Here is a 6212-nt window from a genome sequence, read left to right on the forward strand (position 1 = left end):
GGGGCGGCGGTGCCATCCGCCGCCCCGGCGGGGTTGGACTACTTGAGCGACTGGGCGAGTGCGTCCCGCACCGCGCCGATCTCGGTACCGGCCGCGACCATCGGCGCGAAGAGCGAGGCACCGAATGCTGCGATGTGCAGCTCCTGCCCGGTGCTGCTGGTCTTGCTGGCCTCGACGTAGCCGTGCCAGTAGGCCGCGAGCACGCCGTCGCTCAGTCCGTCCAGCTCCTCCAGCGGGGTCTTGTCCTCGTCGGCGGCGGTGGCCATGAGGTAGTCGCGCAGGCCGGTCAGCGCGGCCTCGGGGAGTTCCTGGGTGGAAGCCATCGGGTACCTCTTCCGTACGGGTTTCGAGTGGTGGTGCCGGTCGGGGCGCCATCCCCTTCCAACAAGAAGAACAATACCATCTTTTGCCAGCATTGGAAGTGCTGTGGGGCACGTTTCCGATCCTTTTTCGTCCCCGGGCCCAAAGCCGCTACCCTGGTGTTTCCTCGTTCCGCGTGGAAGTAGCGCCCCCTTCTGGGGATGTCGCCACCACGCGCGGTGCGGGTTTCGAGAGGACCGGCGACCGCGCCAGCCTGCCGCACTTGTGCGGGGGGTCCTGCCTTATGGCAGGGCGGTCGCCGGTCTGCGTTTCGGCTACGCCGTGGCGGCGGTCAGGTGGGCGTTGACGCCCCGTACGAGATTCGCGGCGTCCGCCCGCGCAGTCGATGTCTGCGAGCGGGGGCCGGGGCGGCGGTGCCGTCCGCCGCCCGGCCGGGGCGGGTCAGAACTCGTTGTCGATCCAGACCAGCCCGTACGGAGTGGTGCGCCAGGAGGACATGCAGCCGTGTTCCACGGCGGCCAGGGCCTCCGTGAGGTCCTGGTGGTCGCGGGTGTCGTAGCGTCCGGCCCGGGCCGCGCGCCGGACCGTGTCGAGCCGGTCGACGCCGACCGCCTTGGCGCGGCCGGCGCGGTAGTCCTCATGGGCCGCGCGCAGCTCCGCGCGCCAGTCGGCGCGCTCCTCGGCGTCCGCCGGGGGTGGGCCGGCGTCCTGGCGGGCCAGGTAGGCCAGCGCTCGGGCCTCGTGCACGGGGGCCCTCACGCGGCGGCCAGACTGCGGGCGGCGGCGCACTGGACGACCGCGACCACCAGGGCGGCGGTGTCCTGGGCGAAGCCGCCCGCTCCCTCGGACCGGTAGACCTCTGTCTCTCCTTCGTCGCTGCGGTCGGCGTGCGGCCGGTAGAACGCGACCCATCCGGGGTGTGCGTCCATGGGGCTGTCGGTGTGACCGGTACGGTCCGCGATCCAGATTTCGGGCCCGCCCGCGATGTCGACGGTGACCATGTCGGTGCCGGTGTGGAGATCGGTGCTGCTGCGGGCGGTCAGCCCGTGGGCTTCGAGCGTGCGGATCAGCCGGTCCCCGGCCTCGTCGGTGTAGGGGTCGATACGAACGTCTGTCATGGTGCGCTCTCCTCGTTGCGTGGTGGGGTTTCGAGGGCCGGGGCGGCGGTGCCATCCGCCGCCCCAGCCGGGGTGGGACCGTCAAGGAACGGGCCCGCCCGGTACCGCTGTTACTCCTGCTCGCCGTCCTCTTGGTCACCTTCGGCGGGCTCGTCCGCGCCCGCGTCCGTCTCGTTCTCGGGGTCCGCGTTCTCTACCGCCCCGGCCGGTTCCTCGTACTCCTCGTCCATGTCGTCGTCCTCCTCCTCGCCCTCGTCGGGGGCGGGGCTCTCGGCCTTCTGCGCGGCCCTGGCCGCTTCCCGCTCCTCGCGCTGCCGCTCCTGCTCGGCCATGCGCTCGGCTGCGGCCTCGGCCTCCTGCTCGGCGGTGGCCACCGTCTCCGCCTCAACCTCCGTCACGCCGTACCCGTGCCGCTTCAGGAAGGTGATCCACTCGGCGGTCGCGGGCCTGATCCGGCCGCGCACCGAGGGGCCGTAGTGGTAGTGGGGCTCCCCGCGCCATGCGTCGTCCTTCATGTGCTCGGCCTCGTAGTAACCCGCCACGTGCGCGAACAGGACCCACCAGTACCGCTTGTTCGCGGTCTTCTTGATCAGGGAGGCGATCACGTCCTTCGGCTGGCGGGTGAGCCGCTCGTCCCCGAGGAACTTCGCGAGCATCGCCCCGTGCTCCTGGCTGCCGACGTAGTGCACGTAGTGCCCATCGCTCACGAGGAGCGTCCGCATGATCAGCTCCTTGATGTCGGCCGGGGCCTCGCCCTTGTCCTTGCACATGTCCGCGATGTGGGCCTCTCGGCCCGCGCGGGCCGTCCGCCACGCGAGGTTGTTCACCTTCACGCGGCGGCGCTCCTCGCGCGCGGCCTCGATCTTGGCGGCCTCCTCCTCGCCCGGCTCGCCGCCGTCGTCGTCCTGGGCGGCCCCGGCGATCCGGTGCCCGTGCTTCTTCCAGTCGACGCACAGCCACACCACCTCGGCCGCGTCGGGGTCGATGGTGGCCGCGTGCCCCTCGCAGGTCTCGCCGTGCCCCTGCTCGCTCATCGGCATACCGATCTTGCTGACCAGCTCCTCCAGCGGCCGGGCGGTGCTGTAGGTCCAGTTCCACACCCAGTGGACCGTCGGGACCTTCTTCTCGGCCAGTTCGGCCTTCAGGGTCTCGATCCGCTCGGTCCGGACCTTCTTGGCGCGCAGCTCCTGCATGGCGGTCTTCCACGCACCGCGCTTGGTGTTGCCCTCCTGCTCGTCCTTGGCCTTGGCCCGCATGAGCGTGACCTGGGCGTTGGGCACGTCCTTGACCTCGTCGTAGTCGCCCAACTCGACCCAGTCGAATTCGATCTCCTCGTCCCGGAGTTCTTCGAGGGTCTCCGGGTCCATCTGCGCGACCTTGTGGGCCGCGTCCAGCTCCTCCTCGGTCCGGCCGATGGCGGCGGCCAGGCTGCGCTTCCGGGCCTTGGGCACCTTCTTGGCCTTGACCATCAGGGCGAGCTGCTCGGCGGCGTCCACGTCGTCCTGCGCGCTCGCCTGGCGGCGGTGCAGGTTCTCCACCATCGATACGGTCAGCGCCTCGTCATCGACGCCGCGCAGGTCGTCCCGGATGATCGCCGGAATCTTCCGGTACTCGCGCCCTTCCTCGGCGGCCGCCTTGGCGACTCGGTACGCGGCCAGGGTGCGGCGCTGGCCGATCACGATGCCAAGCTGTCCGTCGCGCTCGCCCTCCTGCGGGCGAAGGATGATCGCCTGCTGAACGCCGACCTCCTCGACGCTGGCGATCAGCGCCGGGTCGGGCTCGGTGGTGTCGCCCTCCTCACGCTTCTTGCGGTGGTTGTACGGGTCGACGACGACCAGCTTCTCCGTACCGCCGTCGGGGTCGAAGTCGAGCGGATCGATCGCCACCAGGCGGCCGAAGGCTGCCGGTTCGGCCGTCTCGTTCTCGGTGGCCTGCTCGGCCTGCGTCACGGTCACGTTTGTGCCTTTCGTTCGTACGAATTTCGAGTGGTGGGGCCGGAAGGGGTGCCACCCCCTCCCAACAAGCTCAATATTACCAGTGTTGACCCTGATCACCTAGCAAAAAGGGGTACCTGACCAGGGTTTTTCCGGGAACCGAGGGGGACTCGCACGCCCCCTCCGGGCCGGTGCACCCCGCCTCGTTGCCAGCCGCTTTCGGTGGCCCCGGGCCGGGGCCGGCGTCCCGGGCGAGGGCTGCGCCACGGCGGTGCGGGGGCCGCCGCGAACGCGCGCAGATGCTGGACAGCAACAGCGCGGTCGTCGTTCTCGACAGCTCACCCGTCGGCCGGCGCGGAGGCGGACGGGTGACGGGCTGCCGTCGCGTCCGGCCGATGCCCCGCCCGGTCCGGCCGGACGTACCGGCCGGACCGGGCGGAGGCCTTCACCAGCGGACGGGGTCCCGGCCCGGGGCTGAGGTCTCGACCCATTGGATGCCGCCGCTCCGCGTCACCTGGATCTCGCCGCGCTCGCCCTCCTCGCCGTGGAACTTCAGCTCGCTGGCGACTTCGTGACCGGCTGCCAGGCAGAGCCGGACGAACCTGGCGAGCGGTTGGTGGATCGCTCCGCTCTTGGAGACGTGGGAGACGGCGAGCGCGCTGACGGTGATCGGCTGCGCCTGGTCGAGCGGCACGTCCTCCGGAATCAGGGCCCATACGCCCACCAGGTCGGACCAGGGGCCTGCGGCGTCCGGGTCCTCGACGCTGGGGGCCAGGCAGAGGATCGGCAGATCCGGCCCCTGCGTCAAGGGACGGAGGGCGGGGACGGGGATCGGCGGGGTGACCTGAACGGTTCCCTGAACGCTGTAGTCGTAGCCCATATGGGGCGGCTCCATTCCGTGCTCGGTTCGGGTTTCGAGGGGGGCCGGTCGGGGTGCCATCCCCTTCCGGCCGGGGGCCCGGGGACGGCCCTGGTGGCCGCCCCCGGCTCGCCTCAGTGCGGCAGGTGCTCGCTCGGGCGCATGATCGTGATGACGCGCTCGCCGTTGTCGCCGGGCGATGCCTCGGCCACCAGGGATACGCGCTGCGGGTCGCGGCTGCGGCCGTCGACCGGGACGCGGTAGTGGGCGAACGCGAGCCGGGGCGGGCGGCCGGACCCTGCGGCGGCCTTGATCGCCCGGGACGCGGTGATGAGCAGGTCCCACTCCCGTTCGGCGTCGTCCAGCCGGATGCCGGTGTCCCACGCGTACGTGTCGGGGACGGCGACGCAGTCCGCGTGGACGGCCTCGGTCATGGCCACTGAGGCGGGGAACTCGACCTCGGCGGCAATGTCGGGGTCGGCCTCGATCAGCGCGCCGGTCTTGATGGCGTGGGCGCGGGTGTTGACGGTGCCGGTCATGGTGCTCACTGGGGTGCCTCTCGTTGTGCGTACGGATTTCGAGCTGGACCGGGGGCGGCGGTGCCAACCGCCGCCCCCGGGGCGGGGGTCAGAACTTGTCGGACTGGATCGCGTAGTGCGTTCCGGGGAAGGTGGCGACGTGCTTGAACAGCTGACCGGCGACGATGATCAGCTCACGGCCCGTCACGCTCTCGAACTGGTCGACGTGGTGAACGTTCGCCTCGGCCGCCTGGAGGAGGGCGGCGATCTCGGCCTGGAGCGGGGAGGCTGCGCGGACCTGGACGACCTCAGCCGCGTAGTGGGCATACTCCTCCGTCGCCCAGTCCAGGACGACCGTGTACGAGCGCATCCCCCCGCTGGCCGCGCGACGGCGGGCGCGGACGGTCCGGATGGCCTCGATGAGTGCGCGCATTGGGTGCTCCTCAGTTGGTTTCGAGTGGTGGTGCCGGGAGGGGCGCCACCCCCTCCCAACAAGCTCAATATTACCAGTATTAGGCCGGAATCGGAAGCTGCAAAGGGCTTCTGGCCAGGGTTTTCTTGGTTCACCACCCCTGGATCGCGCGGTGCGCGATCCAGGCCAGGGCGGCGAGTCGCTCGTGCGCCCGGAGGTACGGGGACAGCTCGGCGGGCCGGGCCTGCCCGTCGACCTCGACCGTCCAGGCGGTGGCAAAGTTGCGCGTGAAGCGGTCATACCGCCATGCGACAGCGCGACCGTCGACGTGGCACTCCACCCGCATCGCCCGGGAGCCCAGCGAATCCAACATCGGCCCCCGGTCGCAACGGGGCTCCTCCTCGATGTACCGGGGGCTCTCGACCCGGTGCCGGAGCAGACCCAGCCGCGCCACGAGGGTGGCGGCCAGCTCCTGCGCACCAACGATGCCCTGCCGGTAGGGGGCCAGCCCGAGCGGGATCTGGTACTCCACGGGGCGGTAGGTGACGGTGTCGCGGGGGTCGATGGTCAGCAGGTGCATGTCGTCTGCCTCCAGTGTGGGTTTCGAGTGGTTCCCGTTGTCCGGGGTGCCACCCCCTTCCAACAAGCTCAATATTACCAGCACTGGACCGGATCACCAAGCTGAAAAGGGGGCCTGACCAGGGTTTTTCCCGGAAATTCCATGATCTTTTAGCGGGTGTCCGGGCCCCGCCGACCCCCCTCCCAGCCAGCCGTCTTTCCCTCCCCGGCCACCAGCCGGCCCGCACCCTTCGACGTCGCGCAGCTCCGCCAGGCCCTCCTCGACCTCAGCCCCCGGACGGCCACCACGGCGGCGCCGGCACCCGGGCACGGCGCTCCCCTCCCCCGCCTCGACCACAACGGACCTCAGCCCGTCCCCCGGTCCCCGGGGGGCGGGCGTCCGGAGGAGCCCCCCGGGGCCCCGCGCAAGGAGCGAAGCGACGCAGCCCGCAGGGAGCAAAGCGACCGGAGGGCCGCAAAAAGGAGGGCCCC

The 6212-nt window shown here is 71.0% G+C and carries 8 protein-coding genes; all 8 read right to left on the reverse strand.

Annotated elements, in window-relative coordinates; translation table 11 throughout:
• Positions 1 to 38: 38 nt before the first annotated feature.
• Entirely contained in the window at positions 39 to 323 is a 285-nt protein-coding gene (locus tag RIF68_RS23750) for a hypothetical protein (protein WP_309053324.1), read from the reverse strand.
• 439 nt (positions 324 to 762) lie between these two features.
• Positions 763 to 1068: a hypothetical protein gene (locus tag RIF68_RS23755; RefSeq protein ID WP_309053325.1), complete on the reverse strand. Its 306-nt coding sequence runs from the start codon at positions 1066 to 1068 to the stop codon at positions 763 to 765.
• An 8-nt stretch (positions 1069 to 1076) separates the two neighbouring features.
• Positions 1077 to 1439 (reverse strand): hypothetical protein, encoded by a 363-nt coding sequence (locus tag RIF68_RS23760; protein WP_309053326.1) that lies wholly within the window; start codon positions 1437 to 1439, stop codon positions 1077 to 1079.
• A gap of 110 nt (positions 1440 to 1549) precedes the next feature.
• Complete coding sequence (locus RIF68_RS23765; RefSeq protein WP_309053327.1) at positions 1550 to 3394, reverse strand: ParB N-terminal domain-containing protein; 1845 nt, start codon at positions 3392 to 3394, stop codon at positions 1550 to 1552.
• A 424-nt stretch (positions 3395 to 3818) separates the two neighbouring features.
• Complete coding sequence (locus RIF68_RS23770; RefSeq protein ID WP_309053328.1) at positions 3819 to 4268, reverse strand: hypothetical protein; 450 nt, start codon at positions 4266 to 4268, stop codon at positions 3819 to 3821.
• 98 nt (positions 4269 to 4366) lie between these two features.
• Entirely contained in the window at positions 4367 to 4771 is a 405-nt protein-coding gene (locus RIF68_RS23775) for a DUF6573 family protein (protein WP_309053331.1), read from the reverse strand.
• Between the two features lie 88 nt (positions 4772 to 4859).
• Positions 4860 to 5183 carry a hypothetical protein gene (locus RIF68_RS23780; RefSeq protein WP_309053329.1) on the reverse strand — a complete coding sequence of 108 codons (324 nt, stop codon included), beginning with the start codon at positions 5181 to 5183 and terminating at the stop codon, positions 4860 to 4862.
• Positions 5184 to 5313: 130 nt separating this feature from the next.
• Positions 5314 to 5742 (reverse strand): hypothetical protein, encoded by a 429-nt coding sequence (locus RIF68_RS23785; RefSeq protein WP_309053330.1) that lies wholly within the window; start codon positions 5740 to 5742, stop codon positions 5314 to 5316.
• Positions 5743 to 6212 lie beyond the last annotated feature (470 nt).

It is taken from the genome of Streptomyces sp. (assembly GCF_031178505.1).
Lineage (GTDB): Bacteria > Actinomycetota > Actinomycetes > Streptomycetales > Streptomycetaceae > Streptomyces > Streptomyces gulbargensis.